25 protein-coding genes and 2 pseudogenes are annotated in these 25200 nt (G+C 72.3%); 7 read left to right on the top strand and 20 right to left on the bottom strand.

Annotated features, from left to right (window positions below; translation table 11 throughout):
* Positions 1-7: 7 nt before the first annotated feature.
* The 4 genes from Prum_RS39515 to Prum_RS39500 all read right to left on the bottom strand — a co-directional run bounded on the left by Prum_RS39515 (position 8) and on the right by Prum_RS39500 (position 4960).
* Entirely contained in the window at positions 8-1291 is a 1284-nt protein-coding gene (locus tag Prum_RS39515) for a citrate synthase (protein WP_173082016.1), read from the bottom strand.
* Positions 1292-1394: 103 nt separating this feature from the next.
* On the bottom strand, positions 1395-2156 hold the full coding sequence (locus tag Prum_RS52750) for a sulfatase-like hydrolase/transferase (protein ID WP_371871332.1): 762 nt from the start codon (positions 2154-2156) through the stop codon (positions 1395-1397).
* 1248 nt (positions 2157-3404) lie between these two features.
* Positions 3405-4781, bottom strand: a complete 1377-nt coding sequence (locus tag Prum_RS39505) for a class I SAM-dependent methyltransferase (protein ID WP_308785410.1) — start codon at positions 4779-4781, stop codon at positions 3405-3407.
* A 5-nt stretch (positions 4782-4786) separates the two neighbouring features.
* On the bottom strand, positions 4787-4960 hold the full coding sequence (locus Prum_RS39500) for a hypothetical protein (RefSeq protein WP_173082006.1): 174 nt from the start codon (positions 4958-4960) through the stop codon (positions 4787-4789).
* A gap of 232 nt (positions 4961-5192) precedes the next feature.
* On the opposite strand from Prum_RS39500, the pseudogene Prum_RS39495 reads away from it, so the two are divergent.
* The 3 genes and pseudogenes from Prum_RS39495 (at position 5193) to Prum_RS39485 (ending at position 9451) form a co-directional block, all read left to right on the top strand.
* Positions 5193-5578 (top strand): annotated as a pseudogene (locus Prum_RS39495) (VOC family protein).
* 109 nt (positions 5579-5687) lie between these two features.
* Entirely contained in the window at positions 5688-6374 is a 687-nt protein-coding gene (locus Prum_RS39490) for a helix-turn-helix transcriptional regulator (RefSeq protein WP_173082005.1), read from the top strand.
* Between the two features lie 44 nt (positions 6375-6418).
* Positions 6419-9451 (top strand): TIR domain-containing protein, encoded by a 3033-nt coding sequence (locus tag Prum_RS39485; protein ID WP_173082003.1) that lies wholly within the window; start codon positions 6419-6421, stop codon positions 9449-9451.
* 420 nt (positions 9452-9871) lie between these two features.
* Here the strand turns inward: Prum_RS39485 and Prum_RS39480 are convergent, their stop codons facing one another.
* From Prum_RS39480 to Prum_RS39450, 7 genes are all read right to left on the bottom strand, one after another.
* A complete protein-coding gene (locus Prum_RS39480; RefSeq protein WP_173073570.1) occupies positions 9872-10465 on the bottom strand; it encodes a transposase in 594 nt (197 codons plus the stop codon).
* On the bottom strand, positions 10432-10935 hold the full coding sequence (locus tag Prum_RS39475) for a winged helix-turn-helix domain-containing protein (protein WP_173073568.1): 504 nt from the start codon (positions 10933-10935) through the stop codon (positions 10432-10434). The genes Prum_RS39480 and Prum_RS39475 overlap by 34 nt, the downstream gene beginning before the upstream one ends.
* A gap of 141 nt (positions 10936-11076) precedes the next feature.
* Positions 11077-11304, bottom strand: coding sequence for a ferredoxin (locus Prum_RS39470; protein WP_173082001.1), 228 nt, complete (start codon positions 11302-11304; stop codon positions 11077-11079).
* Complete coding sequence (locus Prum_RS39465) at positions 11301-12590, bottom strand: NADH-ubiquinone oxidoreductase-F iron-sulfur binding region domain-containing protein (RefSeq protein ID WP_218577581.1); 1290 nt, start codon at positions 12588-12590, stop codon at positions 11301-11303. The genes Prum_RS39470 and Prum_RS39465 overlap by 4 nt, the downstream gene beginning before the upstream one ends.
* The gene (locus Prum_RS39460) at positions 12587-13135 is read right to left on the bottom strand and encodes a ferric reductase-like transmembrane domain-containing protein (RefSeq protein ID WP_173081999.1); all 549 of its coding nucleotides are present in this window, start codon (positions 13133-13135) and stop codon (positions 12587-12589) included. Before Prum_RS39460 ends, Prum_RS39465 begins: the two co-directional genes overlap by 4 nt.
* The gene (locus Prum_RS39455) at positions 13128-14027 is read right to left on the bottom strand and encodes an FAD:protein FMN transferase (RefSeq protein WP_173081997.1); all 900 of its coding nucleotides are present in this window, start codon (positions 14025-14027) and stop codon (positions 13128-13130) included. The genes Prum_RS39460 and Prum_RS39455 overlap by 8 nt, the downstream gene beginning before the upstream one ends.
* Positions 14024-14368: a hypothetical protein gene (locus Prum_RS39450; RefSeq protein WP_173081995.1), complete on the bottom strand. Its 345-nt coding sequence runs from the start codon at positions 14366-14368 to the stop codon at positions 14024-14026. Before Prum_RS39450 ends, Prum_RS39455 begins: the two co-directional genes overlap by 4 nt.
* A 98-nt stretch (positions 14369-14466) precedes the next feature.
* On the opposite strand from Prum_RS39450, the gene Prum_RS39445 reads away from it, so the two are divergent.
* Complete coding sequence (locus tag Prum_RS39445; protein WP_173081993.1) at positions 14467-16068, top strand: hypothetical protein; 1602 nt, start codon at positions 14467-14469, stop codon at positions 16066-16068.
* A 6-nt stretch (positions 16069-16074) separates the two neighbouring features.
* On the opposite strand, the gene Prum_RS39440 is transcribed toward Prum_RS39445, so the two are convergent.
* A complete protein-coding gene (locus tag Prum_RS39440; RefSeq protein ID WP_173081991.1) occupies positions 16075-16683 on the bottom strand; it encodes a TetR/AcrR family transcriptional regulator in 609 nt (202 codons plus the stop codon).
* A 29-nt stretch (positions 16684-16712) separates the two neighbouring features.
* Between Prum_RS39440 and Prum_RS39435 the strand changes: the two genes are divergently transcribed.
* Positions 16713-17276 (top strand): hypothetical protein, encoded by a 564-nt coding sequence (locus Prum_RS39435; RefSeq protein ID WP_173081989.1) that lies wholly within the window; start codon positions 16713-16715, stop codon positions 17274-17276.
* On the opposite strand, the gene Prum_RS39430 is transcribed toward Prum_RS39435, so the two are convergent.
* Complete coding sequence (locus tag Prum_RS39430; RefSeq protein ID WP_173081987.1) at positions 17266-17889, bottom strand: histidine phosphatase family protein; 624 nt, start codon at positions 17887-17889, stop codon at positions 17266-17268. The two genes, Prum_RS39435 and Prum_RS39430, sit on opposite strands and share 11 nt — an antisense overlap.
* A gap of 63 nt (positions 17890-17952) precedes the next feature.
* Between Prum_RS39430 and Prum_RS39425 the strand changes: the two genes are divergently transcribed.
* On the top strand, positions 17953-18366 hold the full coding sequence (locus Prum_RS39425; protein WP_218577580.1) for an NUDIX hydrolase: 414 nt from the start codon (positions 17953-17955) through the stop codon (positions 18364-18366).
* Between the two features lie 257 nt (positions 18367-18623).
* Here the strand turns inward: Prum_RS39425 and Prum_RS39420 are convergent, their stop codons facing one another.
* The 7 genes and pseudogenes from Prum_RS39420 to Prum_RS39390 form a co-directional block, all read right to left on the bottom strand.
* Positions 18624-19013, bottom strand: coding sequence for a cupin domain-containing protein (locus tag Prum_RS39420; RefSeq protein WP_246278407.1), 390 nt, complete (start codon positions 19011-19013; stop codon positions 18624-18626).
* Positions 19014-19062: 49 nt separating this feature from the next.
* The gene (locus Prum_RS39415; RefSeq protein WP_173081983.1) at positions 19063-19884 is read right to left on the bottom strand and encodes a phosphotransferase family protein; all 822 of its coding nucleotides are present in this window, start codon (positions 19882-19884) and stop codon (positions 19063-19065) included.
* A pseudogene (locus tag Prum_RS39410) lies at positions 19881-20485 on the bottom strand (response regulator transcription factor). Before Prum_RS39410 ends, Prum_RS39415 begins: the two are co-directional and overlap by 4 nt.
* Complete coding sequence (locus Prum_RS39405) at positions 20482-21558, bottom strand: sensor histidine kinase (RefSeq protein WP_173081981.1); 1077 nt, start codon at positions 21556-21558, stop codon at positions 20482-20484. The pseudogene Prum_RS39410 and the gene Prum_RS39405 overlap by 4 nt, the downstream one beginning before the upstream one ends.
* Before the next feature lie 14 nt (positions 21559-21572).
* Positions 21573-22301 carry an ABC transporter permease gene (locus tag Prum_RS39400; RefSeq protein ID WP_173081979.1) on the bottom strand — a complete coding sequence of 243 codons (729 nt, stop codon included), beginning with the start codon at positions 22299-22301 and terminating at the stop codon, positions 21573-21575.
* Positions 22298-23191: an ABC transporter ATP-binding protein gene (locus Prum_RS39395; protein WP_173081977.1), complete on the bottom strand. Its 894-nt coding sequence runs from the start codon at positions 23189-23191 to the stop codon at positions 22298-22300. The genes Prum_RS39400 and Prum_RS39395 overlap by 4 nt, the downstream gene beginning before the upstream one ends.
* 69 nt (positions 23192-23260) lie before the next feature.
* Positions 23261-24238 (bottom strand): NAD-dependent epimerase/dehydratase family protein, encoded by a 978-nt coding sequence (locus tag Prum_RS39390; RefSeq protein ID WP_173081975.1) that lies wholly within the window; start codon positions 24236-24238, stop codon positions 23261-23263.
* A 137-nt stretch (positions 24239-24375) separates the two neighbouring features.
* On the opposite strand from Prum_RS39390, the gene Prum_RS39385 reads away from it, so the two are divergent.
* Complete coding sequence (locus tag Prum_RS39385) at positions 24376-25197, top strand: ABC transporter ATP-binding protein (protein ID WP_173081973.1); 822 nt, start codon at positions 24376-24378, stop codon at positions 25195-25197.
* The last annotated feature ends 3 nt before the right edge of the window (positions 25198-25200 follow it).

Below are 25200 nucleotides of genomic sequence, written 5' to 3'. Positions count from 1 at the left end.
ATCCGGTTTACCGCTGCTCGACGGGAACGAAGGCGCGCTCCGCGGAACCGGTGTAGACCTGCCGCGGACGGCCGATCTTGTTGGCCGGGTCGCCCATCATCTCGCGCCACTGCGCGATCCAGCCGGGCAGCCGCCCGAGCGCGAACAGCACCGTGAACATCTTCGGCGGGAAGCCCATCGCCTTGTAGATGAGGCCGGTGTAGAAGTCGACGTTCGGGTAGAGCTTGCGGGACACGAAGTAGTCGTCCGCGAGCGCGATCTCCTCCAGCTGCATGGCCAGGTCGAGCAGCTCGTCCGGCTGATGCATGCGGTCCAGCACCTCGCGGGCGGCCTGCTTGACGATCGCGGCGCGCGGGTCGTAGTTCTTGTAGACCCGGTGGCCGAAGCCCATCAGCTTGACGCCCGGCTCCTTGTCCTTGACCCGCCGCACGAACGACTGCACGTCGCCGCCGTCCGCCTTGATGCTGTCGAGCATCTCCAGCACGGCCTGGTTGGCGCCGCCGTGCAGCGGACCGGAGAGGGCGTGCACGCCGGCGGAGACCGAGGCGAAGAGGTTGGCCTGCGCGGAGCCGACCAGGCGCACGGTCGAGGTCGAGCAGTTCTGCTCGTGGTCGGCGTGCAGGACGAAGAGCATGTCGAGCACCTTGGCGACGACCGGATCCACCTCGTACGACGTGGCGGGCACCGCGAACGTCATGCGCAGGAAGTTCTCCACGTAGCCCAGCGCGTTGTCCGGGTACATGAACGGCTGGCCGATCGACTTCTTGTACGCGTACGACGCGATCGTGGGCACCTTTGCCAGCAACCGGACCGTGGAGATCTCCACCTGGTCGGCGTCGAACGGGTCGAGCGCGTCCTGGTAGAACGTGGACAGTGCGCTGACCGCCGAGGACAGCACGGGCATCGGGTGCGCGTCGCGCGGAAAGCCGTCGAAGAAGCGGCGCAGGTCCTCGTGCAGCAGCGTGTGCATGCGTATCTTGCCGCTGAATTCCGCCAACTGCGCCGCGGTCGGCAGTTCGCCGTAGATCAGCAGATACGAAACCTCGAGAAACGACGCCTTCTCGGCCAGCTCGCCGATCGGATAGCCGCGGTAGCGCAGGATCCCCGCGTCACCGTCGATGTACGTGATCGCGGAGGTGCAGGAGGCGGTGTTGACGAAGCCCGGGTCGTAGGTGACGTACCCGGTCTCCTTGAGCAGCTTGCCGACCTCGATACCCGATGCGCCCTCGACCGCATCGTGCACGGGCATCGACAGCTGTCCGCCATGGTGGTCGAGCTTCACATCGGTCATGTGGTCCCTCGCTTGGCGCCGCAGATTCTGTGTCAATGCGTTTACTCAACCGTAATACCTGCGGTTTTGACAGTGCCCGGCGCGCATCTGGCTGAGGGATGCGTCACTCCAAACGGATCACATCCACCTGGTTCTCGCCTGTGCGGAAAACGGACTCGTCGGTGATGAGTGCGCCGAAACGGTGCCCTTCCTTGTCCGGCTTGGCCACCTGGGTCACCGCGGCGATCCGGCCGTTGACCGCCACCGCCAGCAGGGTGCCGGCGGGCACCGAGGACGGCACCGTGCCGTACACGAGCGCGGGGATGGTGCCGGACGCGAGGTCGACGGCGCGGAAGTCGTCGGCGTTCGAGACGGTGGCGCTCGCCGTCCGGCTGCCGGCGGCCGGCAGCGCGGCCGCGGGCGTGCCGATGAGGTCCGCGCGGGGCTGCGCCAGCGCCGCCGGCCGCCCGGCCGAGCCGCGCAGGACCTCCGCGAAATTGGCCGGTCCGGGGACGGTCACCGGCTTGCTGGGTACGTCGTGGTAGCGCTTGTCGACCCGTTCGCGCGTCTCGCGTACGGCGGAGATGCCGTCCGTCTTCCACGGCACCGTCACGCCGGCGAGGTCGGCGACCGTGGGCAGCAGGTCGACGTGCTCCCAGTTGCGGTCGTCGACGCGGCCGGCCGCCTGGCGCGGCTCCTTGATGAACAGCGGCACCCACAGCACCTCGTCGCCGGCCTTCTGTACCGCGCCCATCCCGCGCCCCTGCGCGTCCGGCGTGAAGCTGACCCCGTGGTCCGCGGTGACCACGAAGAGCGCGTCCTCGTACAGCTTCGACGCCTCCATCGCGGCGATCGTCTCGCCGAGCAACCGATCCGTGTACGCCACCTGCGCCAGGTGCCGCTGCTGGGCCAGGCGCACCCAGCCCTCCCCGCGCCGTTGTCGTCGTTGGGCAGGTCGGGCGAGGAGTAGCGGACGCCGGACGGCAGGTAGCTCCACGGGCCGTGCGGCATCAGCAGGTGCAGGAAGTGCAGCGTGGGCTTGGCCGCCGGCTGCAACCCGGCCAGGAAATCGGTGAAGCGGGCCGGCTGGTTGTCGCCGAGCCGGTCGAACCGGAAGTCCGGCGAGGCGGGCGGCGGCGCGTCGTCACCGCTCTCCTTCTCGGTGGTCTCCTGGTACGACTCCTCCGGCTTCTGCGTGGAATCCGACGGCGAGGCGAGCTGGCGCAGCAGCTTCGCGCTCTCCCCGAGCAGCACCGGCAGCCCGCCCTTGGGCGTCTCCCGCTCGCACACGCTCGGCAGGCACAGCTGCGTGATGCTCTCCCGCACCTTCTCCTCGTACGAGTCGTCGAGCAACGTGAACAGGTTGTCCGGGTGCTCGGTGAAGTGCGGCGCGGCGTTGTCCTTGGCCGGGTACTTGCCGGTCAGCATCGCCGGCACCGCGTACGGGGTCCAGCCGCTGACCCCGGTGGCGTTGCGGTACCAGGTGGCGTCGCCGGCCAGGCGGGCGAAGTTGGGGTACGTGGCCGCGTCGATCCGGCCGTCCGGGCCGAGCAGCGACACCAGCGGAAACTCGTCGAGCAGCAGCACCACGATCGGCGGGTGCTCCTGCTTCGCCTTGCCGCCCGGCCCGGAGCCGCCGCCCTCGCGGGCGAGCAGCACGGCCGAGGACGGCGACGCGAACACGAACAGCAGCGCGAACGCCACCGGTCCCACCGCCGCGAGGCGCAGCACCTGGGCGGGCGCCCGCCACCGCAGGTACGCCGCGGTCAGCCCGGCCGCGGCGAGGATCGCGAGGAGGGCGAGCGGCACTCCGCGTACCGGAAGGAGATTTTTGCCGACCTGGACCGCGAGGACCGCGAGCAGCCCGCCCACGGTGGCGGCGTGCACGGCGAGGCGGGACGGCGCCCAGGCGAGGCCGCACAGCGCGCCCACGGCCCACAGCACCACCGGCGGCACCACCGTCACCGCCAGCACCAGCAGCAGCACCTCGCGCCGGCTGGCGCCGTAGAAGAGGAAGAAGTCGGGGCTCTTGCCGGTGATGTCCAGCAGCGGCTGGGCGACGGCGAGGCCGCACAGCGCGGCGACCTCCAGGAAGGCGAACAGCTCCCGCTTGGCCCGTCTTGGCGGCTCCTCCTCAACCACGACTCAGTCCACAGTAGAGCGTCCTGGTGCTGCGCTGCTCCCGGCGTTCCACGGTGAAGCGCTCGGCGAAGAGCTTCTCGAACGCGTCCCGCCGGTAGTCGGCGAAGAGCCCCTCGGGCTTGTTGGCCAGCAGCCGCCGCGCCATCGGGTCGTCCGGCTCGACGAACTCCACCACGACCCGCCGGCCCAGGGCGGCCAGCCAGTCCACGATCTCGGGAAGCGGTACGTTGCGCCCGATCGCGAGGTGGTGGACCACGGCGAGGGCGAGGACCGCGTCGGCCTGGCCGGCCCGCTGCTCGAACGAGGCCCGCTCCCGGCCGCGCCAGCCGATGCCGGGCGACGGGTCGGCGAGGTCCATGACGAGCGGCAGGATCCGCTTCTCGCCGTCGGCGCGCAGCCGGCGGTAGAGGCCGTCGACGACGGCGGCGTCGCTCTCCACGGCGACGACGTACTTGGCGTGCCGGGCCGCGATCCGCGAGTACGTGCCGTCGTTGGCGCCCAGGTCGAGCACCAATCCGTCCACAGTGGACAGTGCACTGTCGACGAACGCGGCCTTGGCCGCACGGTCCTCGTCGGAGTACGTGCACGTCTGCTGGTAGCCGGACCAGTGGCTGGCCGGTGGCTGCCAGTCCAGCCGCTGGACGAGCTTGTCGATGGCGCCGACGGTCGCCTTGCGCAGCTCGGCGCCGAAGCCGGCCTCCCGCAGCTCGGCGCGGACCGCCCGGGTGCTCTCCCCCGCGTTGCGGGACTGCACCGCGTCGTGCAGGTGGACGTGCTTGAGCACGCCGGCCTTGAAGCGCCGCCCCCCGCCGAGCAGCCGCCGCATCTGGGCCGGCTCGATCCCGTCGACCGCGGCGCGCAGCCACGGCTGGAAGTCGACGCCCAGGTGCGCCTGCGCCATCAGCGGGTAGAGCATGGTCTGGCAGAACTGCCGGTAGCCGGCCCACGGCTCGCCGTCGCGCGCCGGCTCGAACGAGCCGATGTCGATGAAGACCGGGGCGGCCCCGCGCCACTGCAGGTTGTACGCCGATCCGTCCTTGGTGGTCAGCCCCTCGTCGAGGGCCGCCCGCAGGATCTCCAGGTGCAAAAGGGCGGCGTCGCGCAGCATCGCGAAGGACCACTCGTACGGGTACGACACGAACGGGATCCGCTCGTGCCGGAGCACCAGGGCCCAATCGTCCCGCTGGCTGGCTTCCTCGGTCTCGCAGATCTTGCCTGCACCGACAAAGCGGCCGAAGAATTCGGTGGCGACCAGCGCCCGCCAATCGTCGGCGGCGCCGGGACCGAGCCCGCGAAGCACCTCGCCGTCGACATAGAAGACCCGGCCGGCCGGGTCGCGGAAGGACGCTGGCTCGGCGCGTACGGCCATGTGGGTCAGTCTTTCTCGGCGGCCGTGGTTTCGGTGACGCTGTCGGCGGGACGGCGGCGGAAGCGGCCGGTGAGCCGGCGCCAGTAGAGCTTCACCGCGACGGCCATGCCGGCCGCGCCCGCCACCACCGCTTGCACGATCAGACTGCCGGATCCGGCGTCGAGGTATGCGAGCCTCATATATCCACTCCCCTTTCCATCCCCCGTTGCAGTGTTTGACCTGGCTTAAACCCGGATGAATGTATCGGAGTGCACCTTAGAGGGACAACCTGGGAGAAACCTCAGAGCGGTTCATCACACCGCCAACCAGGCGACACTGCCGGTACACCTCAACCTACCCTGCCGCTCTGCCGGGCGCATGGCGTCCGATTTCTTCAAGACCATCGGTGACCAGCGCCTCTAGCGTGAGCCCATGGCACCTCGAGTTGACTGCGTCGGCCTGGTCGTGGCCGACATGAGCCGTTCCCTCGCCTTCTACCGCCGGCTCGGCCTGGCGTTCCCGCCCGAGGCCGACACCGCCCCGCACGCCGAGGCCCCCTGCCCGGCGGCATGCGCATGCTCGTCGACACGGTGGAGACGATCCGCTCGTTCGACCCCGACTTTCAGCCCGGAACGGGCGGCGGGTTCGGCCTGGCCTTCCTTTGCGACTCCCCCGCCGAGGTCGACAAGCTGTACGCCGACCTGAAAGCCGCCGGCTACGAGGGCGAAAAGGAGCCCTGGGACGCCGACTGGGGCCAGCGCTACGCCGTAATCACCGACCCCGACGGCAACGGCATAGACCTCTTCGCCCCCCTTTGACCGCCGCCCCGTTGATCAGCCCCCGTTGATCAGGGAATGGCTCTGGCGTGTCGTCGGCGTGCCGGAGAGCTGGTCCCTGATCAACAACCGATCCGGGTAGCCTCGCCGTGTGTACGAGGAGCGGCCGTCGCGGCTCCCCGGTGCAGTCGTCTGGCGGCGCACCCCGGAGCCGGAGGCGCGGGACGCGCGCGTCCTGCCCGACGGCTGCATGGATCTGCTCTGGTGGCGCGGCGAGATCGTCGTGGCGGGCCCAGACACGGTCGCCAAGGTGGCCTCCATCCGCCCCGGCGATCACCTCGTCGGCCTGCGGTTCCCGCCCGGCGTGGCGCCCGTGGTGCTGGGTATACCGGCCCAGGAGTTGCGCGACGCCCGGGTGCCGCTCGCGGCCCTGTGGCCGGCCCGGGAGGTACGGTCCGCCGTGGACGCGCTCGCTGCCGCCCCCGGCCGGGCCCTGGAGGCGCTCGCCGCGGACCGCCTCGCCACCACCGGCGGGCCGGATCCCGCGATCGCCCCGATCGTGGCCCGGCTGCGCGCCGGCAACACGGTCGCGGCGGTCGCCGACGAGGTCGGGCTGAGCGAGCGGCAGCTGCACCGCCGGTCGCTCGCCGCGTTCGGGTACGGCCCGAAGACGCTCGCCCGGATCCTGCGCATGGAACGAGCGTTGGAGCTTGCCCGCGCCGGCACTCCGCTGGCCACGGTCGCGGCGGTCAGCGGGTACGCCGACCAGGCCCACCTGTCGCGGGAGGTCCAGGCGCTGGCCGGTGTCTCCCTTCGGACACTGAGCGCAACCGCGTGACCGGTATGCTCGCCTGATCCCCGCGCCGTCCACTGAGGAGCGGCATGTCCACGGCCACTGACGAGCCCACCGGCGATCCGGCGCACGACGGACCGTCCGCGATCACCTTGCGGGCGCGCGTCCAGGTCCGCGAGGAGGCCGGGCACGACGCCTGGGCGGTCGCCTGGTCGTGCGACGGCCAGCGCCTGGCGATGGTGTCCAACCGCGGCGGCAGCGTGTGGACCGCCGACCCTGGCGGCTGGGAGTACCGGCCGGCGTTCGAGCTAGGCCACGGGAGCGAGGGCAGCTCCGGCTACGTCGCCTGGTCGCCGACCGACCCGCACCTTCTCGCCCAGTGCCGCGAGGTGACCGTGACGCTGCTGCGCGTCGACGCCGACGGCCGCGGCTGCTCGACGGTGTGGCGGGCACCCTACCCCGCCAACCACGGGCACCGGCAGAACATGTCGTTCTCGCCGGACGGTGCCCGGGTCGCCGTCGCGGACGGCGGCCCGGAGATCACCATCCTGGACGTCTCGACGGGAAAAGTCGCCGACAAGCGGCCCGCCGGCTTCGACGCCATGGAGGTCGGCTGGTCACCGTCCGGCGATCGGCTCCTTGCGCTCGGGAGCCGCGGTCATGCCGCGATCATCCCGCTGCGGGCCGACCTGAAGGGCTGGGATGTCGCGGAGCAGAGGTCGGAGATCATGTGGTCCGCGTGGTCGCCCGATGGCAGGCTCGCCTGGGACGCCGGCGACGCCGTCCACGTGTGGGATGGGACCGGGTTGCCGCTGGTCACCCTGGAGGGGCACACCGGCAACGTCGTAGGCGTGGAGTTCTCCCACGACGGCCGCCTGCTGTACTCGGTCGGCAGGGATCAAGCGCTCCGGGTCTGGCGCACCGACACGTGGCAGTGCGTGGCGGTGGTGCCGATCGAGGACGCGCACTACTACACCGGCGGCCTGCGCGCCCACCCGACACGGCCGATGCTCGCCCGCCGCACCCAGGAAATGCAGACCGTCGAGCTGTACGAGGTCGACGTCGACCGGCTGCTCGGCACGGTGACGACCACCTCCCGCACGTACGCCAACGCGAAGGTGCTGCTCCTCGGCGACACCGGCGTCGGCAAGTCGGGGCTCGGGCTGGTGCTCAGCGGCCAGCCGTACCGGCCGACCGACTCCACCCACGCCCGCCAGGTCTGGACGTTCGACACGCGCGAGGTCGAGCTGCCCGAGGGGCACACCGAGACGCGCGAGATCCTCCTCTGGGACCTGGCCGGCCAGCCCGGCTACCGGCTCATCCACCAGCTGCACCTGGCCGAGGCGGCGGCCGCGCTCGTGGTCTTCGACGCGCGCAGCGAGGCCGACCCGTTCGCTGGCGTGCGGTACTGGATGCGGGCGCTGCGGCACTACCGCCAGGGCGGCGGCCCGAGCGAGGTGCCCGCGATCCTGGTCGCGGCCCGGGTGGACCGGGGCGGCGTACCGGTGAGCCCGCATCGGCTGGCCGCGGTCTGCGACGAGCTGGGCGTCGTGGCGCACCTGGAGACCAGCGCGAAGGAGGGGCGGGGCGTCGCGGAGCTGGCCGAGGCGATCCACCGGGCGATCGACTGGTCGACGCTGCCCCGCTCGATCTCGACGGAGCTCTTCGAGACCATCAAGCGGTTCCTGCTTGAGGAGAAGGCCACCGACCGGGTCCTGGCCTCCGGCGACGACCTCTTCCGCCTCTACACCCGCCGGCATCCCGAGTACGTCGCGGACGGCGAGCTGCGGGCCGGCTTCGACACGTGCGTCCGCCTGCTAGAACGGCGCGACCTGGTACGCCGGCTGTCATTCGGCGGCTTCGTGCTGCTGCGCCCCGAACTGCTCGACGCGTACGCCTCGGCGATCATCGACGCCGCTCGTGGCCAGCCGGACGGGCTGGGCTACATGGCCGAGGACGACGCGCTCGCCGGCCGGTTCCCCATCCCCGAGGACGCGCGGCTACCCGGACCGGGCGAGGAGCGGCTGCTGCTGATCGCCACGGTCGAGGAGCTGCTGCGGCACGACCTGGCGCTGCGCGAGCCGACCGACGGCGGCGTCGACCTGATCTTCCCGTCCCAGTTCACCCAGGACCCGCCGGACGCCCCCGACACGGCCACCACCGACGTCGCGTTCCGGTTCGAGGGCGCGGTCAAGACGGTCTACGCCACGCTTGCCGTTCGGCTGTCGCACGTGGCCGCGTACCGGCGCGAGGAGATGTGGCGCAACGCCAGCACGTACCGGGCCAAGGTCGGCGGCCTGTGCGGCCTGCGCGTACGCGATCTGGACGAGGGCCGGGGCGAGCTGACGCTCTTCTTCGACGAGGCGGCGAGCGAAGAGACCCGGTTCCTGTTCGAGGACTACGTGCACGCCCACCTGACCGCGCGGGCGCTGCCGGGGTCGGTGCGGCGCGAGCGCGTGTTCACCTGCGGCCAGTGCGGCTACCGGCTGCCCGGCGACCTCGTACACCGCCGCCAGGGACGAGGCGACACGAGCATGACCTGCCCGGACTGCGAGCGGGTGAAGATCTCCCTGCTCGACCGGGAGGACCGCCTGGGGGCGGCGTCGATGCGTGAGGTCCGCGAGATGAACGCCACCGCCGACGCCACCCGCGACCTGGCGGCCGCCACGGCGACGATCCGGGGCAAGGAAACGGCCGGCGACTACGACGTGTTCCTGTCGTACAACACGAGGGATCGGGCGACGGTCGCCATGATCGCCGAGCGGCTGCGGGCCGACGGCATCCTGCCGTGGTTCGACACGGCCGACATCGAGCCCGGGCAGCGCTGGCACGACGAGCTGGAGCGGCGGATCCGCCAGGTCGACGCGGGCGCGGTGTTCGTTGGCCCGCACGGGCTCGGCCCGTGGCAGGACATGGAGCAGCGAGCCTTCGTGCATGAGTCGGCCCGGCGGGAGTTCCGGATCATTCCTGTGCTGCTTCCGGACGCGCCGAACGATCTGGTGCTGCCTGTCTTCCTGAGCCAATGGCACGCCGTCGACTGCCGGGTTACCGAACCGGACCCGTTCCAGCGGCTCCGCTGGGCGATCACTGGCGAACGTTGGCAGGACGCGCCGCCGGTCTAGAGACGTTTTGGGTTTGGGGTCAGGCGGCGTTGTGGTTTGTCCGAGCAGATATGCCCCGGCCCGCGCCACCTGCGGACCGCACGCTCCCGCGGGCACCGCGCAGGTCGGCGGCTCGCAAGCGCTCGCCGAAACCCCCGACCAGCGCTGCCAGCCCCGCCGCACAAGACCCAAGGACAACAGCCGAGCGCCGCCCGGGAGACGGCCCTGTGAAGGTGTCACGGGCTGTGAGGTCCATCCATTAGATCTTTCCGTGGTCCACACCCCATCGCCGCGCAGGCATCGCCCGTCGGGGATGGTTGTGGACCGCGCAGGATGCGGCCGCGGGAGCGACGGCCCGGACCGCGACGAGCACCGCGGCAGCTCAGAACTCGATCCTGACTCTGAACCTGACCCCGAAAGGTCTCTAGAGAGCTTTCGGGGTCAGGGTGGGGATAGTCCGGTAGCGGTGAGGTAGCCGTCGATGATGCCTGCGCGGTATTGCATGCGTTTGAGGCGGTTCTTCACGGCTGCGGTTAGTGCGGTGGCGGTGGTGGCGGGAAGGTTGGCCAGGCTGCGTTTCATCGTGGACCAGACCTTCTCGACCGGGTTGAGTTCAGGGGCGTAGCCGGGCAGCAGGTAGACCCTCAGCCAGGGCCGGTCGGCGATCAGTGCGCGCATCCGTGTGGACTTGTGTCCTGATAGCCGGTCCCAAACCAACACGATCGGCGCGGCGAGTTGTCGGTGGGCGGCGTCCAGCAGGTCGGCGAAGTCGGGTTCGCGGAAGCCCTTCGGGTCGCCTTTGCGGCCGCGGTAGGTGCGGGTGCGGTAGATCAGCCGGCTGGGGTGGCCGGGCCGGTAGCAGACCAGCCCGGCTATCGATACCCGGACGTTGCCTTTGGCGGTGACCTTGACGACCGGGGTGTGGCCGCGTGGGGCCCAGGTGGTCGCCTTGGCGGGGTGAAGAGTTTGGCCGGCTTCGTCGGCGAAACAGATCCAGGCGTTCAGCCTGCCCGCGAGTCTTTTACCGCTGGCCACTGATATCGGCGCCAGCGGGCGATGGCTTGCTCGTCCCGCTCGATCGCTCGCCGGGTCGGCAGTTGTGGGCTGAACCCGAGCCGCCGCATCGCTTCCCAGGTCGTGGTCACGCTGACCCGGACCTTGAACATCAACCCGATCAACGCCGCGACCCGGGCCAAAGTCCAGCGCTGGTCCTCGCGGTAACCAGCCGCGGCCGGACCTAGTTCCAGCCGCGCCTTGAGCTTGGCCAACTGCGCGTCGGACAGTGTCGGGTCCGGGCCCGGCGCACCTTTGGACGCCAACGCCTGCACGCCACCGCCCTGCCAGACCCGCCGCCACTGGTACGCCGACTTCTGCGACACCTCTAACCGTTTGGCGACCTCGACCGGCGCCACCCCTTGGGCGAACAGGTCCGCGGCCTGCCGGCGGACCTGCTCGCGCCGCACTCGCGCGGACTGGTTGACGCCGCCGCCATCGCCGTACCTCATACCCCCAAGCCAAGCGGACAAACCAGCAGAAAGCGATCACCCGCAAGAAGCATTGTGGACAGACAACAAACCCTAACCCCGAAAGCTCTCTAGACAATCCAGCGCGGTCACCGGCGAGCGCTGGCAGGAGGCCCAGCCCGGCTAGCGCTGGCGGGCCAGCTTGCCGTCTACGCGTAGCGCGAGCGTGGGGCAGGCGGCGACCGCGCGTCTCGCGTGGGAGACGAGGTCTGGGGGTAGGGGGTCGGTGCTGATGATCGGGTAGCCCCACTCGTCCAGGGTGATGCGCTCGGGGAGGAGTTCGCGGCAGCTCGCGTGGGCTACGCAGGCGATCGGGTCGACTTGCAGGCGCAGGCCGGGTTCGTCGCTCATTTCCACCCCTTGTCCCGGTGCCGCTTGTCGGGCAGCGGCAGGATCGGGTCGCGGCTCACGCCCGTGCAGGTCCAGCCGTCCATGTGTGTTTCCAGGTCCGCCGCGAACGTGGTGAGCGCGCTGTTCACCAGCCGGGTCGCGCCGTCCGGGTGCCGGCACGCGCCGCGCCCGGTGACCATGCCGATCCGGCGGGTCAGGCGCTGGCGGGTGGCCGGGTCGCAGCGGGCGAACGCGACGGCGGCCAGGTCGTTCGCGATCGCCGGCAGGCCGAACTGGCACGGGCCGCACTGGGCCGCCGACTCCTCGGCCAGGTAGCGGGCCACCCGGGCGGTCTCGGCCAGGCCGCACGCCCCGGCGGGCAGCGCGACGATGGCGCCGGCGCCGAGCGTCGTACCGCCCGGACCGGAGCGGTCGTGCGACAGCGGCAGGCTCCAGCCGTCCGGCAGCGACACCCAGGTGCCGAAGTAGCCGCCGACCAGCACCGCGCTCAGCGGCTCGGTCGCGCCACCGGCCGCGTCGAGGACCTCGCCGAGCCGCATGCCGGGCGCGATCTCGTACACGTTGGGCTGGGCCACCGCGCCGCTGATGGTGACCAGCGTGGACCCGGGGTCGCTCTCCGTGCCCAGCTCCCGGAACCAGTACGCCCCGTACGCGGCGATCAGCGCGATGTGCGCGAGGGTCTCCACGTTGTCGACGAGCGTGGGGCGGCCGCCGACGCCGCGCTCGAACGGCCGCGGCGGCACCGCGGTCGGGCGGGCGTCGCCGCTGTTGATGTAGTGCACGAGGGCGGACTCCTCGCTGGCCACGTACCGCCGGGGGACGCGGACGAGCCGCCACTTCACCGGGTCGTCGCGGCGCTGGGTGAGCTCGCGTTCGAGCCGGTCGGCGAGGCTGGAGCCGCGCTCGACGCAGAGCATCACCCGGTCCGCGCCGACCGCGTGGGCGGCCAGCACGGCGCCGTCCAGCACCAGGTGCGGCGCCGCGGTCAGCAGCATCCGGTCCTTGCGGCTGGCCGGCTCGGACTCGCAGCCGTTCGCGATCACCACGGGCCGTTTGTCGCCGCCGGCGACGGTCGCGAGCTTGCGCCCGGTCGGGAAGCCGGCCCCGCCCCGGCCGCGCAGCCCGGCCCCGAGCACCTCGTCGATGAGCCGCTGCCGCCCCGCCTCCCCGGCGTACCGGGCGAGCGGCATCGCCCCGTACGTCGAGCGGTGCTCCGCCAGCCGGCGCCCGCCGGCCAGGAGGCGGGGCAGGGTCGCGGGCATGGCCCGTTCCAACATGATCGTCATGAGAGCCTCGCCATGATCTTCTTGCGGGCGGACGCGAGCCGCCAGGCCATACCCGCCAGGACGGCGAGCGCGCAGAGCACCCCCAGGATCAACGGCCAGCCGGACATCGCGTCGGTGCCGATGCCCAGGCCGTGCGCCAGCGCGATCGGCCAGCAGATGTACGCCAGCCAGTGCAGCGCCCGCCACAGCCGCTGGTTGATCCGCGGCCGCAGCAGGCTGGTGACCAGCAGGGCCAGGATCAGGTCGAACGCCACCGTGCCCAGACCGAGCCAGAACGGGTGGTACGTCGACACGAACGGTACGACGTTGTCGATCCACCGGATCGGCACGTACGAGTCGGCGGAGACGCTCACGATGTGCACCGCCAGCAGTGCCAGCGTGAGCAGCGAGATGTTGCGGTGCAGCCCGGCGAGCGTGAACCGGGGCCAGGTGACCGTGCCCACCCGCATCGGCCCCAGGATGCCCAGCAGCACGGTGGCCGTGAGCAGGAGCATCGAGACCATGCCGCTGGCCCGCGCGGCATGCCAGAGCGACACGTCAGGCATGGTTGCTCCAATTGGCGACCGCCACGACCCGTCCGTCGTGGGCGACCAGGCGCGCCGGCAGGCCGGCGTCGCGCAACCAGGCGTCCGCGCCGTGCCCGCGGACGATCGCCGCGGTGGCCGCGGCGTTCGCGTCCACACAGGTCCGTGCGGCGACCGACACGGTACGCCACACAGGTTCCGGCACATCTCCGGTACGCGGGTCGACGATGTGGTGCACCGCGCGCCCGCCCCGGCGCCAGGCGCGCTGGGTGACGCTGGAGGTGGCGAGCGCCCCGGACCGGATCGTCACGAGCGCGTCGCCGCCGGTCCGGTGGTCGTCGCCGATCCCGACCAGCCAGCCGCCCTCGGGCGCCGGACCCGCGGTGGCCAGGTCGCCGCCCAGCGACACCAGGACGCCGCAGCCCAGCTCCGCGATCCGGGCCGCCGCCCGGTCGGCCGCGAACGCCTTGCCCGTCGACCCGAGGTCCAGCACCACGCCGTGGGGCACCAGCACCCGGCCGGGTTCGGTCCGGATCCGCCACCACCCGGGCGCCGGCCGCGGAGTCACCGCGGCGACGTCCACGTCGTGGGACAGCGCGGCGAAGTCCCGGTCGTACCCGAGGTCGACCATGGCCTGGCCGACCGTCGGGTCGACCAGGCCATCGGTGGCCGCGGCGGCGCGCAGGGCGGCGGCGAGCGCGGCGGCGAGCATTGGGCTCACCGGCGCGGCCCGCCCCCGGGGCAGCCGCATGATCTCCGAGTCGGGCCGGAACCGGCTGTACGCCTCGTCGACGGCGGCCAGCTCGGCGCGCAGGAGGCGTTCCGCCTCGGGCAGCGCGGCCTCGTCGGTGACCAGCAGCACCGCTGTGGTGCCGAGCGCCGGAAAGGCGACACGGTAGCGGGTGGTGGTCATGACCCGCCCGACTGCGCGTCGGGCTCTTCCTGGGGGGCCACCTCGGGAGCCTCTTCCGGAGCCTGCTCGGGCGGCTCCAGCGTGGCCTCCTCGTCCGGCGCCTGCTCCGCCGCCGGGCTCTTGGTGGCGGACGGCTTCTTGGTGGCCGGCTTTTTGGTGGCGGACGGCGACTTGGTCGAGCTCGCGGGCTCGACCGCCGGTGCCTCCTTGGGCTGCGCGAACGCCCATCCGAAGAGAACGGCGAGCGCGGCTGCGCCGCCCGCCGTCGCCTGGGTGACCGTACGCTGCCGGCGCAGTCCTTGGTCGCGCCGGTCCACGTGCCGGGCTCGGGGGCGGTCCATAGGCTCCCTCACAACGATGACGAGTACCCGGTGGTACGTGTGGTTCCGCCGCAGGGTTCATTTGTTCGTGCGGTACGGTGCCACCAGTGGAGCGGGTGGTGGCCGAAGCTAACGTCAGGGCGCGGCAGCGGTTGGGGTGGCTGGTGGTCGCGGCGGTCCCGGTCCTGTTCGCGGCGTACCTGGCGATATCCCGGGGCGTCGGGGTCAACTCGGACGGCGCGAGCAACGCCATCCAGGCGTGGGACATGCTGCACGGCAACGTCCTGCTCAGCGGCTGGACCGTCACCGACGTGTCGTTCTACACCAACGAGCTGCTCCTCTTCGCGCTCGTCGAGGCGGTGTACGGCTACCACGCCGACACCACCCACGCCGTCGCCGCCCTGGTGTTCACGCTGCTCGTGCTCGTGGTCGCCGCGGCGGCGAAGGGCCGGGCCACCGGCCGCGAGGCGGTCTTCCGGGTCGCGGTGGCGGTCGCGATCGTCGCGGTGCCGGCGCTGGGCTTCGCGGCGGTCACCCAGCTCAGCTCGCCGGACCACACCGGTACGGCCATCCCGCTGCTGCTCACCTGGCTCGTCCTGGAGCGCGCCAAACCCGGACGCTGGGTGCCGTACGCGATCGCCGCGATGCTCGCCTGGGGGCAGATCGCCGACCCCCTGGTGATGTACATCGGCGTGCTGCCGCTGATCGCCGTCGGCGGCTTCCGCGCGTTACGGGGGAAGGAGTGGCGCGGGCTGGACGCCCGGCTGGTCCTCGCCGGCCTCGGGTCGGTGCTGCTCGCGCAGGCCACGATGTACGCGATCCGGCTGGCCGGCGGCTTCGGCGCGCACGCCGCCGAGGCCATGCTGAGCCCGGTCGCCGACCTCGGCAAGCACCTGTGGCTGGGGGCGCGCGTGCTGGCGGTCAACTTCGGCGCGTACCCGCCGGACCGGGAAGGCCCGGCCGGTGTGGCGATGAGCCTGCTGCACCTGGTCGGGCTGCTCGCCGCCCTCGCGGCGATGGCCGTCGTGGTGAGCCGCGCGCTGCGCCGGCGGCACAGCGAAAGGCTGGACGAGCTGGTCGCGGCGGGCATCCTGGTGAACGTCGGTGCCTTCGTGGTCTCCGCCCTGCCCACCGACCTGCTGTCGGCCCGCCAGGTGGTGGCGGTGCTGCCGCTCGGCGCGGTGCTCGCCGGCCGGGTGTGGGGGCCGCGGCTGGCCTCCTCGCAACGGACTCTCGTCCCCGCCGTCGTGGTGCTCGCGCTGCTCGGCGCCGAGCTGGCCGCGCACGCGACCGCGCCGTCGAAGCCGGGGCACGCCGTGGACGTGGCGGACTGGCTGGAGTCGCGCGGGCTGCGCTACGGCGTCGGCGAGTACTGGAACGCCAACAACATCACCGTGCTCACCGGCGGCAAGGTGCAGGTCGCGCCGGTGGTGGCCGGCGAGCGGATCGCCGCGTACCGGTGGGAGTCCAAAGCGGACTGGTACGACGCCGGCGCGCACGACGCCACGTTCCTCGTCGTGGACACCCGCAACCCGGCGTCGCGTACGGAGGCGGTGGCGCGGGCGCAGTTCGGGCCGCCGGTGTCGCGGCACGCGTTCGACGGCGCGGTCGTGCTGGTCTACGACCGCGACCTGCTGGTGGGGCTGCCGGCGTACTGCGTACCCGAGATGGCGCCGAGCATCGAGGAGTGCCCGTCACACGGGTTCCCCTTGTTTGGTTGAGCAGGCTCAGCCGGATAGTCCTTTCAGGACGGCCCGCACGCCCTCGACGAGCACCTGCTCGCCGACCTCTGGGGTGCTCAAGAACCAGCCGGGCAGCGGGCTGCGCAGCGCGTGCGTCAGCTCGATGCTGACAATGCCGTGCATCGCGGTCCACAGCAGGTACGCCGCCCGCTGCGGGTCCCATCTGGCCGGTATGCCGGCCGCGGCGACCTCGTCGACAAGCAGCGTGAAGTTCATCGCGAGCGCCTCGGCGCGCAGCTCCGGTGAGGGGTCGAAGCCGGCGATCGGGCGCTCGAAGAGCAGCGCGTAGAGCGCGGGGTTGGCGAGCGCGAACTCCCGGTACGCCCGGCCCAGCGCGACGATGCGGTCCGGCGGCGACCCGGGCGGTACGGCGGTGAGCACGTCGCGCAGCAGCTCGAACCCGCGCCGGTAGACGGCCTCCAGCATGCCGGTCCGCCCGCCGAACCGGGTGTAGATGCCCATCGTGGACGATCCGGCGGCCTCGGCGACCCGCCGCACCGTCAGCTCGGCCGCGCCGTGCTCCTGCAGCACCTCGAGTCCGGCCGCCACGAACCGGTCACGAAGTTCTGACGAGGCGCTTACGTCCGTTGCCATGATCCATAACGTACCTTATAACAAGCGTTATGACTCCTTTCAGCCTCTACCGCCTGGCCGGCGCCGCCGCGACCGTGTGCGCGACCCTGCTGGTCTTCAACGCCGCCCGGCGGGCCGGAGCCCTCCCGGAGAACGGCTTCACCCACGCGATCGCCCCGTTCGCCGCGCTGGCCGGGCTCTTCACGGTCGCCGCGCTCTACCTCGTACAACGCGCCGAGTCCGGCGTGCTGGGCCTGGTCGGCTTCGCCCTCAACGCGGCCGGGCTCGCCGGGGCGTTCGCCATCGAGTACACGCTGCACTTCGTGTTCCCGTACCTCGGCGACGGCGTCGTGGACGGTCTGGTCGACGGCGCGACCGGCCGGGCGTTCGCGGTCACCGGCGTGGTCCTGGTGACCGGCGTCGCCCTCTTCGGCGTGGCCAGTTGGCGCGCCCGGATCCTGCCCGCCGTCCCGGTGGCCCTGTACGTCGGCGGCATGATCCCCGGCAGCCTCCGGACGCTCTTCCCCGCCCCGGTCTACCTCACCGGCCTCGTCGTCGCGGCGGCCGGCGTCGCCTGGCTGGGCCTTACCCTGCGCCGGCGGGCTATGCCGTGAGGTGGGCGGTGTCGTTGTAGCGCATCAGCAGCCACGGGCCGTTCGGCTCGGTGAACTCCCACTCCGTGATCGAGGTGAAGGCCGGGTTGATGTACGCGCCGGTGCCGGGGCGCGGCACGTCGAACCGGGTGAGCAGGGTCCACGAGATGAACCCGCCGTGGCTGACCGCCACCACCCGCCGGCCCGGAAAGCGCCGCGGCAGGTTGTCGACGGTACGGCGGACCCGGTTGACGAAGTCGTTCCAGCACTCGCCACCCGGGGCCACCACCCGGTTGGGCTCGGCCTGCACGTCGAATGACCCGTACCTCGCGGCGAACTCGGCGATCGGCAACCCGTCACCGAGGCCGGGGTGCAGCTCGCACAGGTCGCAGTCGACGATGAAGTCGTCGGACCGGTACACCGCGGGCGCCAGGATCCGTGCGGTCTCCTGCGCCCGCGGCGTACCGCTGGAAAGGAGCACGTCTGCGCCGAACTCCTCGTCCGCGAAGCGGCGGCGCAACGCCCGCGCCTGCTCCCGGCCGCGCGGCGTCAGGCCCGGACACCCCCGCGGGCCCGCGACGAGGCCGCGGCGCCCGTGCTCGGATTCACCATGACGGATGAGTACCAACCGCATGGCGCCCAAGCCTAGGACCCCAACTAGCCTTGGCGCGTGCCGTACACAAGTCCGATCGATGTGATGCTTCTCCTGATCCGCGCCGGCGACATCCTGCTCGCTCTGCGTGACGGCACGGGGTACGCGGACGGTCTGTGGAACCTGCCCAGCGGCAAACTCGAAGCCGGCGAGCACGCGCTTGCCGCGGTGCTGCGCGAGGCCCGCGAGGAGGTGGGCGTGCACCTCGGCCCGGCGGACCTCCGGCCGGCAGGCACGCTGCACTACCGCAATCCGGAAGGCCAAGGCCGGCTTGGCCTGTTCTTCGCGGCGACGGCCGACCCGGACCGGCACGGCGAGCCGGTCAACGCCGAGCCACACAAGTGCGCCGGGATCGGCTGGTTTCCGATCGGCACGCTGCCGCCGAACACGGTGCCCTACACCGCCGAGGGTGTAGGGCTCTACCTGCGCGGTGAGCCCTTCGGCGTCGCCGGCTGGTGACGCAGGCTGCGGCGCAGGGCCCGGCGCGGACAGCAAAAGCCGGACGGTGAGCCAGCCCAACCCCTCCAGCCGGGCCAGGATCGGATGGATCGTGCCGCTGGCCAGCCCGGCGGCCGCGCCGATCAAGGATTTGTGCGTCGATCAAGGGCATACGGTCGTGCTTTGATCTCCGATCCACGGCCGTTTGCCCTTGATCGACGCGAAAGTCCTTGATCAACGAGGGTCGGGCACCCGATCCGCGCTACGAGCTGGGCTGCCTAGGCCAGTTCGTGGCCGGTGGTGCTGTCGACGTGGTCGGGCACCTCGCCCTCGTGGCGGTCCCCCGTCGTGAGCGTGCCGGACGGCTCGAACATCAGGATCGACCCGCCCGGCGAGGACGGCTTGTGCTCGGTGCCCTTCGGTACGACGAACGTGTCGCCCTGGCGCAGCACCACCGTGGTCTCGTTACCGTCGGCGTCGCGCAGCGCGACGTCGAACTGCCCGTCGAGGACCAGGAAGAACTCGTCGGTGTCCGCGTGCACGTGCCACACGTGCTCGCCCTTGGTGTGGGCGATCCGCACGTCGTAGTCGTTCATGCGCGCGACGATCCGCGGGCTGTACACGTCGTCGAAGGAGGCCAGCGCCGCGGCCAGGTTCACAGGTTTCACGGGTGCGATCGTCCCCCGGCGCCGCGCCCGCGTCTTGAACGCTGGTGCGTTACGGCGGGAAGAGCCAGGCGAGGGCGGTCAGCGACTTGGTCACGTACGCGCCGCGGCCGGTCTCGACCCCGTACGCCAGGTCCTCGAAGACAGCGCACCGGGCGTAGAAGACGGCGCGCTGCTCCACATCGGACGACCCGTAGGCGCGCATCGCCGCCGCCAGCGCCGCCGGACCCAGGTCGCGGTGGATGAGGCCGAAGTCGAACGCGGGGTCCACGAGGGCCGCGTCGCTCCAGTCGATGACGCCGGTCACCGCCCCCGTACCCGGGTCGACGAGGACGTGCTCGATGCCCAGGTCGTTGTGGGAGAAGACCAGCGCCTCCGCGTCGTGCGGCGGAGCCGCCTCCAGGAACGCCTCGATCCGCCGCCGGAACTCGGCGGGCACCTGCCCGGCGATGGCCGCGTACGTCTCGACGGCCTCGCGCCGCCAGTCGGCCAGCGCCAGCTCGTCGGCGTCCACCAGCCGGGCCATCCGCTCGACCGGCGCGGCGTGCAGCGCGGCCAGCAGCTCGCCGAGCACGGCCGCGACGCGGACTCCGTCCACTGTGGGCGCTTCCAGCAGCGGGACGCCGGGCAGCTTCGGGTACGCCAGGCAGCCCGCGTCGGTGAACCGGGGCTCCGGGACGGGCAGCGGCGAGATGCTCCGCACGGCGGTGAGCAGCCGCGCCTCCCGGTCGGCGTCGGCGCCCTTGCCGAAGCGGACGATCAGCTCGCCGTTGACCTCGTACGCCACGTTGTCCAGCCCGCTGCCGAGCCGCACGACGGAGGTGACCACGTAGCCCGGCAGGTGCGCCTCCACCAGGTCGCGGACGGCGTTCACAGCCAGCCGCCCTGGTCGGCGAGGCGGACCGCTTCGGCGCGGGTACGCGCGCCGGTCTTGCCGATGGCCGAGGAGAGGTGGTTGCGCACCGTCCCTCGGAGAGGCCGAGCGCGGCGGCGATGTCCGCGATCGTGCCGCCGTCCCGGGCCGCGCGCAGCACGTCGGCCTCCCGCTGGGTGAGCGGGCCGTCCCCGCTGGCGAGCGACTCCGCCGCGAGGCCCGGGTCGACCACGCGCAGCCCGGCCGCGACCCGGCGTACCGCGTCGGCGAGCTGGCGGGCCGGCGTGTCCTTGACCACGAAGCCGCTCGCGCCGGCCGCCATCGCCCGGCGCAGGTACCCGGGGCGGCCGAACGTGGTCACCACGAGCACCTTGCAGGCCGGCAGCGCCACGCGCAGGGCCGCGGTGGCGGCCAGGCCGTCGAGGCCGGGCATCTCCACGTCCAGCAGCGCCACGTCGGGACGGGTGCGGCGGGCCGCCTCGACCACCTCGTCGCCGCGGCCGACCTCGGCCACCACCTCGAGGTCGGCCTCCATGGACAGCAGGGCGGCCAGGGCGCCGCGCACGAGCGCCTGGTCGTCGGCCAGCAGCAGGCGGATCACGGTACGCGTACCCGCAGCGTGAACCCCTGGTCGGGCGCGTGGCCGATGGTGAGCGACCCGCCGGCGGCCTCGGCCCGTTCCCGCAGGCCGGCGAGCCCGCGCCCGGCGGCGCCCTCCGACGGCCCGTGACCGTCGTCGGTGATCTCCACCTCGGAGGGCACGATCCGGATCCGGCAGCGCTTGGCGCCGCTGTGCCGCACCACGTTGGTGACGCCCTCGCGGACCACCCAGCCGAAGAGCGGGCGCCGGTCCGCCGGCACGGACTCCACGTCGTCGGGCAGGTCGGCCTCGATGCCGGCGGCGGTGAGGGCGGCCTGCGCGCCGGCCAGTTCCGCCGCGAGCGACGCCTCGGCGTACCCGGCAACCGCCGCGCGCACGTCGCGCAGGGACTGCCGGGCGAGCCGCTCCACGTCGGCGATCTCCTCCTCGGCGCGTTCGGGTGCCAGCTTGACCAGGCGCCCGGCCAGCTCGGCCTTGACCGCGACCACGGTCAGCGAGTGGCCGAGCAGGTCGTGCAGGTCGCGGGCGAGCCGGTTGCGCTCGTCGGCGACGGCCAGCCGGGCGATCTCCTCCCGGGCGGCGGTGAGCTGGGCGTTGCGGGTGATGAGCTGGACCACGCCCCACACCGCGAAGGACGCCAGGAAGATGGAGAACGCCAGGCCGTACTGGGGCTCCCAGCCGCCGACGAAGTGCGGCAGCACGATGGGCGTGGCGGCGAGCACGGCGGCGAGCACCAGGGCCGGCCGCATCGGCAGCGTGAAGAAGCCGGTGACCGCCACGTAGGTGAGCATGCCCAGCGCGCTTTCCCCGACGGCCGGCGCCACGCCGATCGTGAGGGCGAGCAGCACGCCCGGGATGGCCCACCGGGCGACCAGGGGGATCGGCTGACCCGTGAAACGGGCCTTCCGCATGATCACGAAGAAGATGACGAAGACGACCCCGAAGAGCGCCACGGTGGCGAGCCCGAGGTCGCGGGCCCAGGCGTCGTCGCTGCGCCACGCGTCGCGGAGCGGCTCGCCGAGGTAGACCAGCCAGATGGCCGCCCACACCCACACGAACCGCCCACGACCCATGGTCCGCACGGTACTCACGCCCGGGCCGTGTCCGCACGGAACCGGCGCAGCGCCACGAACCCGAGTCCCACCGCCCAGGCCAGCAGGACGGCGACCGCGTGCAGGTTCAGCGAGCCGTGGAAGAGCGGGCTGCGCGCGACCTGCCCGACCCAGTACGCCGGGGTCAGCTCGGCGATGTCGCGCATCACCCGCGGCATGGTCTCCACCGGCACCCACAGCCCGCCGAACGCCGCCAGCGCGATCGTCAGCAGCCCGGAGATGGGCTGGACGCTCTCCGGCGTGGCGATGTACCCGATCACCAGGCCGAGCGCCGCGAACGGCAAGGCGCCCAGCCACGACCCGATGGCGACCAGCGCCCAGGTGCCGGCCGGCAGGTGCACGCCGAGCGTGATCGCCCCGAGGACGTACACGACGGCCAGCGGCGGCAGCGCCATCAGGAACGACAGCAGCAGCTTGATGGCGACGTACCGGGACGGGCGCAGCGGGGTGAGCCGCAGCTGGCGGTTCCAGCCGATGCCGCGTTCCAGGGCGATCGAGCCGCCCAGGCTCATCGCGCTGCTCATCGAGCCGAAGACCCCCAGGCTCACCATCAGGTACGCGGTCACGGACGCGCCGTCCAGCGTCTGTCCCTTGTTGAGCCCGCCGAAGACCAGCAAGAGCAGGGCCGGCATCAGCAGACTGAAGATCACCACGCGCCGGTTCCGCAGCAGGCGCTTGAGCTCCATCTTCAGGTACGTAGTCATTGTGCCGCCGCCCCTTCCATGGTCAGCGCGACGAAGGCGTCCTCCAGGCCGCGCGCGTTCACCTCGATGTCGCGGGCAGGCGTGCTGGTGAGCAGTGCGCGCAGGGCGGCGTCCGAGTCGCGGCAGGTCAGCAGCACCGCGTCGCCGCGGCTTTCCACCTCGTCGACGCCGGGCAGCGCCGCGAGGGCGTTCAGGTCCGCGCCCGGCAGGGTGGCCCGGATGGTACGGCCCGACACGAGCGCCTTGATCTGTGCGGCGGTGCCGTCGGCGACCACCCGTCCGGCGCGCATGAAGACGATCCGGTCGGCGTACGCGTCGGCCTCGTCCAGGTAGTGCGTGGCGAACAGGACGGTCCGGCCGTGGCCGCTCTCGTCCCGCATCGCCGCCCAGAAGGCGCGCCGGGCCTCGACGTCCAGCCCGGTGGTGGGCTCGTCGAGCACGATCAGCTCGGGGTCGGCGACGAGTGCCATCGCGAAGCGCACCCGCTGCTGCTGGCCGCCGGACAGCTTGCCCACCCGGCGCTTGGCGAGGTCGGCGAGGCCCGCGCGCTCCAGCACCTGGGCGACGGGGCGACTCTTGGGCTGCAGCGCGGCGGCCAGCTCGACGATCTCGGCGACGCTCAGGTCGGGCAGCAGGCCGCCAGACTGGAGCATCGCGCCGACCCGGCCGCGGGCGATCGCCTCGACCGGGGGCAGCTCGAAGAGCCGGGCCGCGCCGCCGTCCGGCCGGGTCAGCCCGAGCAGCATGTCGATGGTGGTGGACTTGCCGGCGCCGTTCGGCCCGAGCAGGGCCACCACCTCGCCGGGCTGGATGGACAGGTCGAGGCCGTCGACCGCGGTCACGTCGCCGTACCGCTTGGTGACGCCGCGAAGAGCGATGGTTGGTGTCATGCCTCTTACGGTCGCCCGCTCTTCGCCCCCAAGGCGCTGCCGGCCGTCAGCCTCCGGGCATGACGGATGTCATGACCGCCAGGTACGCCGGTACCAGTAGAAGGTGCGCCGCACGCCCTCGGCCAGCTCCACCGAGGGCTCGAAACCGGTGAGCCGGCGCAGCTTGGACAGGTCCGGGGCGCGGCGGGCGGGCGAGTTGGACGCGGCCGGCTCGGCCAGCACCTTCGCCTCCACGCCGGCGATGCGCAGCACCATCCGGGCCAGGTCGCCGACCGTGGTCTGGGCCGAGTCGTTTCCGATGTGGACGATCTCACCGACGGCGGCCGGCTGCTCCATCAGCCGCAGCGTCGCCTCGACCGCGTCGTCGATGTAGCAGAACGCCCGGCGCCGGTGCGGCCCGGCGACCAGGAACGGGTCCTCGCCCTTGACCGCGCGCACGCACATCTGCGGGATCAGGTGGTCGGTGCTCATCCGCGGGCCGTACACGTCGTAGAAGCGCCCGACCACGACGCGGCTGCGGCCGGCGCGCGCGGCATGGACCAGCGCGGCCTCGGCCAGCAGCCGGCTGGCCGCGTACGCGGACCGGGGCTCGGCGAGGTCGCCGACCACGACCGGCTCGCTCTCCTCGGTGGGCACCTGCACGACGCCGTTCTCCACGCCGTCCGCGTGCACCTCGCCGGAGGAGGCGAAGAACACCTTGTCGCCGGGGGCGGCCCAGTCCAGCAGGTGCAGGGCGGCCAGCGCGTGCCCGCGCACCACCCGCACCGGGTCGGCCTCGATCACGCGGGGCAGCGGGCCACCGCCGAGCAGGTAGATCTGTGCCCAGCCGCGGGGCAGCGCGGCCCAGGTCGCGCCGTCGGACAGGTCGCCCCCGATGATCTCGACGCCGGGGACCGCGCCGAGAGCGGCGACCTCCTTGGGGTCACGCCCGCGCGTGAGGTTGTCGACCACCACCACGTGGTAGCCCTCATCCACCAACCGCCGGGCCAGGTGCAGGCCGAAGAAGTCGGCACCGCCAAGGACCAGTACCCGCTTACGCAGGCTCATCGCGCCGCCGCCGTTCACCGCCTACGTCCCCCAAGCCCACGCCCAGGTCAGACGTTATCAAGAACGGCAATCAGCGGCGTACGTCTATTCCCCGACACTTATGTTAGGCTCACCAAACTTGATAATGGAGGTGAACGGTGTCGGCACGCCTCACGGGCGAGGGCCTCACGCTGGCCTACGAGCAGCGGGTCGTCGCCGAAGGGCTGAGCGTCACCATCCCGGACAACTCGTTCACCGTCATCGTCGGCCCCAACGCCTGCGGCAAGTCCACCCTGCTCCGGGCCCTGTCCCGGATGCTCCGCCCGCGCACCGGCGCCGTCCACCTCGACGGCAAGGTCATCACGTCGTACCCGTCGAAGGAGGTCGCCCGGCGGCTCGGCCTGCTCCCCCAGACGTCGATCGCGCCCGACGGCATCACGGTGACCGACCTCGTGGCCCGCGGCCGCTTCCCGCACCAGCGCCTGCTGCGCCAGTGGTCCCGGGAGGACGAGCGGGTCGTGCGCGAGTCGATGGCGGCGACCGGCGTCAGCGACCTGGCCGACCGGCTCGTCGACGAGCTGTCCGGCGGCCAGCGCCAGCGGGTCTGGCTCGCCATGGCCCTGGCCCAGCAGACCGGCATCCTGCTGCTGGACGAGCCCACCACGTTCCTGGACATCACCCACCAGGTCGAGGTGCTCGACCTGTGCGCCGACCTGCAGGAGACCGGCGGCCGCACGCTCGTCGCGGTGCTGCACGACCTCAACCAGGCCTGCCGGTACGCCACCCACCTCATCGCCATGCGCGCCGGCCAGATCGTCGCCGAGGGCGCGCCCGGCGCGATCGTCGACGCCGACCTGGTCCGCGACGTGTTCGGCCTCGACTGCCGCGTCATCCCCGACCCCGAGACGGGCAGCCCGCTCGTCGTGCCCGCCGCCCGCCGACGCGCGGGTGACGCGGATCGCGCGTTGGCGGTAGCCTAGGGC

The organism is Phytohabitans rumicis (genome assembly GCF_011764445.1).
Lineage (GTDB): Bacteria > Actinomycetota > Actinomycetes > Mycobacteriales > Micromonosporaceae > Phytohabitans > Phytohabitans rumicis.
The sequence above is the reverse complement of the archived record's forward strand: the minus strand, read 5'-3'. Positions and strand labels throughout refer to the sequence as shown.

Coding starts and splice junctions, on each gene's coding strand:
- Prum_RS39515 (WP_173082016.1), bottom strand. CDS start 1,291: ATGACCGATGTGAAGCTCGACCACCATGGCGGACAGCTGTCGATGCCC.
- Prum_RS39505 (WP_308785410.1), bottom strand. CDS start 4,781: ATGGCCGTACGCGCCGAGCCAGCGTCCTTCCGCGACCCGGCCGGCCGG.
- Prum_RS39500 (WP_173082006.1), bottom strand. CDS start 4,960: ATGAGGCTCGCATACCTCGACGCCGGATCCGGCAGTCTGATCGTGCAA.
- Prum_RS39485 (WP_173082003.1), top strand. CDS start 6,419: ATGTCCACGGCCACTGACGAGCCCACCGGCGATCCGGCGCACGACGGA.
- Prum_RS39475 (WP_173073568.1), bottom strand. CDS start 10,935: ATGAGGTACGGCGATGGCGGCGGCGTCAACCAGTCCGCGCGAGTGCGG.
- Prum_RS39470 (WP_173082001.1), bottom strand. CDS start 11,304: ATGAGCGACGAACCCGGCCTGCGCCTGCAAGTCGACCCGATCGCCTGC.
- Prum_RS39465 (WP_218577581.1), bottom strand. CDS start 12,590: ATGACGATCATGTTGGAACGGGCCATGCCCGCGACCCTGCCCCGCCTC.
- Prum_RS39460 (WP_173081999.1), bottom strand. CDS start 13,135: ATGCCTGACGTGTCGCTCTGGCATGCCGCGCGGGCCAGCGGCATGGTC.
- Prum_RS39455 (WP_173081997.1), bottom strand. CDS start 14,027: ATGACCACCACCCGCTACCGTGTCGCCTTTCCGGCGCTCGGCACCACA.
- Prum_RS39450 (WP_173081995.1), bottom strand. CDS start 14,368: ATGGACCGCCCCCGAGCCCGGCACGTGGACCGGCGCGACCAAGGACTG.
- Prum_RS39440 (WP_173081991.1), bottom strand. CDS start 16,683: ATGGCAACGGACGTAAGCGCCTCGTCAGAACTTCGTGACCGGTTCGTG.
- Prum_RS39435 (WP_173081989.1), top strand. CDS start 16,713: ATGACTCCTTTCAGCCTCTACCGCCTGGCCGGCGCCGCCGCGACCGTG.
- Prum_RS39430 (WP_173081987.1), bottom strand. CDS start 17,889: ATGCGGTTGGTACTCATCCGTCATGGTGAATCCGAGCACGGGCGCCGC.
- Prum_RS39425 (WP_218577580.1), top strand. CDS start 17,953: ATGCTTCTCCTGATCCGCGCCGGCGACATCCTGCTCGCTCTGCGTGAC.
- Prum_RS39405 (WP_173081981.1), bottom strand. CDS start 21,558: ATGGGTCGTGGGCGGTTCGTGTGGGTGTGGGCGGCCATCTGGCTGGTC.
- Prum_RS39400 (WP_173081979.1), bottom strand. CDS start 22,301: ATGACTACGTACCTGAAGATGGAGCTCAAGCGCCTGCTGCGGAACCGG.
- Prum_RS39395 (WP_173081977.1), bottom strand. CDS start 23,191: ATGACACCAACCATCGCTCTTCGCGGCGTCACCAAGCGGTACGGCGAC.
- Prum_RS39390 (WP_173081975.1), bottom strand. CDS start 24,238: ATGAGCCTGCGTAAGCGGGTACTGGTCCTTGGCGGTGCCGACTTCTTC.